This window comes from Microcystis sp. LE19-41.2A (assembly GCF_027530405.1).
GTDB classification, from domain to species: domain Bacteria; phylum Cyanobacteriota; class Cyanobacteriia; order Cyanobacteriales; family Microcystaceae; genus Microcystis; species Microcystis aeruginosa.
Genome location: NZ_JAPZQJ010000433.1, coordinates 1 through 2,472, shown reverse-complemented (window position 1 = coordinate 2,472; position 2,472 = coordinate 1). Strand labels below are relative to the sequence as shown.

Below are 2,472 nucleotides of genomic sequence, written 5' to 3'. Positions count from 1 at the left end.
GAACTTAGTTTAGCAAATTCTCTCAGTGGTTATTCTTTGCATCTCTTTAATGAAGAGGGAAAAGAATTAGATGCTATTGTTGAAGCGATTAAGGCAGGAAAAATTTTGCAGAAACACAACGCAAGCAACACGAAGGTAATTCATGCTTTGCAGAAGATTCTGGTTGAAGGAAGGGAATCTAATCGCTTAGTAGGGCATAATGGCAGTGTCAATAGTGTGAGTTTTAGCTCCGACGGCAAGACTTTGGTGAGCGGTAGTAGGGACAAGACTATCAAACTCTGGAATGTAGAAACAGGCAAAGAAATCCGCACCCTCAAGGGGCATGATAGCTATGTCTTAAGCGTTAATTTTAGTCCCGACGGCAAGACTTTGGTGAGCGGTAGTTGGGACAAGACTATCAAACTCTGGAATGTAGAAACAGGCCAAGAAATCCGCACCCTCAAGGGGCATGATAGCGCTGTCTATAGCGTTAATTTTAGTCCCGATGGCAAGACTTTGGTGAGCGGTAGTTGGGACAACACTATCAAACTCTGGAATCTTGGGACAGACTGGGGTTTAAGTGATTTAATGGAGCGTAGTTGCGATTGGGTGCGGGTTTATTTGCACAATCCTAATTCTGGTGTTAGGGAGGAGGATAGACATTTGTGTGATGGGATTGGGGGTAAATCGTCAGTATCAGGATTTTGAGGATTAGAGGATTTTCAGGATGCTCAATCTTAAAAGATTGTCAGGAGTTTCCAAGTAAATAATCCAGTTAATCCTAAAATCCCGTTAATCTTGGTTTAGACTTCTTTGTGAGGATACAGAAGGATTATAGGGCGATGCAGAAGAGTTGTAGGACAATACAGAAAGATTGTAGGACAATGCAGGACTTAAACGCTTTAATGGGGCGTAGTTGCGATTGGGTGCGGGTTTATTTGCACAATCCTAATTCTGGCGTTAAGGAGGAGGATAGACATTTGTGTGATGGGATTGGTGAGGAGAAGTGATAATATAGTTACATATTATGGAGATTTAGAGAAGAAAATGATCTTACTCAATTATTGTGAAAAAGCTTTACAAAAAGCACAATACAAAAGGCTAAATGACGGTACTTGGTTTGCTGAAATAGAAGGCTTTCAAGGCGTTTGGGGAAATGGATTGACCGTTGAAGAATGCCGTCAAGACTTACTAGAAGTTCTAGAAGAATGGATCATTTTAAAATTACAAGATGGCGACCCTTTACCTATCATAGATGGATTAGAAATTAAAGTTACAACAGTTGCAGAAGTTTAGTTATGCCATCAGCAATTTCTCGCAGAAAATTAATCAGAAAATTGAAAGCTTTAGGTTACACAGGACCTTTTTCTGGTAGTAAACATCAATTTATGAAAAAGGGTCAACATAAAATTCGCATCCCTAACCCTCATGGAAATCAAGAAATCTCTATAGATTTAGTTAAGGAAATTCTCAAACAAGCGGGTATTAGTGATGAAGAATGGGACAACAGTTAAACAGTATTGGTTATATATTTAGGATTTGATCTTTATGATTCTTTTCATATCGCTTCCGCCGAATATGCTAGGATAGACGTATTGCTAACCACCGATGACAGATTACTTAGAAAAGCCATAAAATACAGTAAATTATTGCAAGTAAAATTAGATAATCCTGTTACTTGGTTAATGGAAACTTTGCTATTACAAGGAGATGAAAACAATGACACCAATTGAGCTAAGACAAAAAGGCTATCAAGCATTAGTTAAAGAATTAGGACAAGTCGATGCTATTCGCTTTTTACAAGATACTGGATGGGGTTTTGGTGACTATACTCAAGAACGTCAACAGACCTTAAAAAATGTGACAAGAGCCGATTTTTGGCAAGATATTCAGGAGATTAGAAGTAAGCAGAATTAAATTTAATAGTGAAGGAAAATTAGTTGGCAAGGAAAAGTAGTTCACGATACGATAGACATTGGAATCAAATAGCCAAAGAGATAACAATGGCTAAAATCTCCATTTCTTTACCCGATGAACTGGTTAATTACCTAAACCAGAAAGTAGAAGATAAAAGCATTTTCATCGCCTCAATTTTACAACAATGGCGACAACAACAAGAAGCAGAAGAACTCGCCCAAGCTTTTTTAGCAGTAGATGAACTAGAATTAGTATGGACTGACGAATGGCAAACAGCAGCGATTATCAACTCGGAAGCATTATGGCTGAAGTAAAACTGAGTTCTAAACATCTAAACTCCTTAAAAAAATTTATTGAAGACGCATTAACCGAAAGACTGCAAGAACTTCAAGAAGGAATTAAGCGCACCCAAGAACGAATAACTCTGTTTGAAAATAAGTAGCTGGTTATAATTAAATTAAAAATGGATTTTAGGTTCGATCCCCCCTGCCCCCCTTGATAAGGGGGGTGCCGATCCCCCCTGCCCCCCTTGATAAGGGGGGTGCCGATCCCCCCTGCCCCCCTTGATAAGGGGGG

At 39.1% G+C, this 2,472-nt stretch carries 6 protein-coding genes; all 6 read left to right on the top strand.

All coding sequences use genetic code 11. The features are described 5' to 3' along the window. On the top strand, positions 1–687 hold a 687-nt coding region (locus tag O9290_RS18425), incomplete at its 5' end, for a WD40 repeat domain-containing protein (protein WP_288087356.1). Positions 688–1,026: 339 nt separating this feature from the next. Then, entirely contained in the window at positions 1,027–1,275 is a 249-nt protein-coding gene (locus O9290_RS18420) for a type II toxin-antitoxin system HicB family antitoxin (RefSeq protein WP_002736552.1), read from the top strand. Between the two features lie 2 nt (positions 1,276–1,277). Then, the gene (locus O9290_RS18415) at positions 1,278–1,493 is read left to right on the top strand and encodes a type II toxin-antitoxin system HicA family toxin (protein WP_002797028.1); all 216 of its coding nucleotides are present in this window, start codon (positions 1,278–1,280) and stop codon (positions 1,491–1,493) included. Positions 1,494–1,698: 205 nt separating this feature from the next. Beyond that, positions 1,699–1,896 carry a hypothetical protein gene (locus tag O9290_RS18410; protein WP_002797026.1) on the top strand — a complete coding sequence of 66 codons (198 nt, stop codon included), beginning with the start codon at positions 1,699–1,701 and terminating at the stop codon, positions 1,894–1,896. A gap of 86 nt (positions 1,897–1,982) precedes the next feature. Further along, entirely contained in the window at positions 1,983–2,210 is a 228-nt protein-coding gene (locus O9290_RS18405; RefSeq protein WP_288057753.1) for a DUF8778 family protein, read from the top strand. Further along, on the top strand, positions 2,198–2,338 hold the full coding sequence (locus O9290_RS18400; RefSeq protein WP_162490494.1) for a hypothetical protein: 141 nt from the start codon (positions 2,198–2,200) through the stop codon (positions 2,336–2,338). Before O9290_RS18405 ends, O9290_RS18400 begins: the two co-directional genes overlap by 13 nt. The last annotated feature ends 134 nt before the right edge of the window (positions 2,339–2,472 follow it).

Excerpts from the sequence above, each read along its gene's own strand:
- O9290_RS18420 (WP_002736552.1), top strand. The coding sequence starts at position 1,027 with ATGATCTTACTCAATTATTGTGAAAAAGCTTTACAAAAAGCACAATAC.
- O9290_RS18400 (WP_162490494.1), top strand. The coding sequence starts at position 2,198 with ATGGCTGAAGTAAAACTGAGTTCTAAACATCTAAACTCCTTAAAAAAA.
- O9290_RS18410 (WP_002797026.1), top strand. The coding sequence starts at position 1,699 with ATGACACCAATTGAGCTAAGACAAAAAGGCTATCAAGCATTAGTTAAA.
- O9290_RS18415 (WP_002797028.1), top strand. The coding sequence starts at position 1,278 with ATGCCATCAGCAATTTCTCGCAGAAAATTAATCAGAAAATTGAAAGCT.
- O9290_RS18405 (WP_288057753.1), top strand. The coding sequence starts at position 1,983 with ATGGCTAAAATCTCCATTTCTTTACCCGATGAACTGGTTAATTACCTA.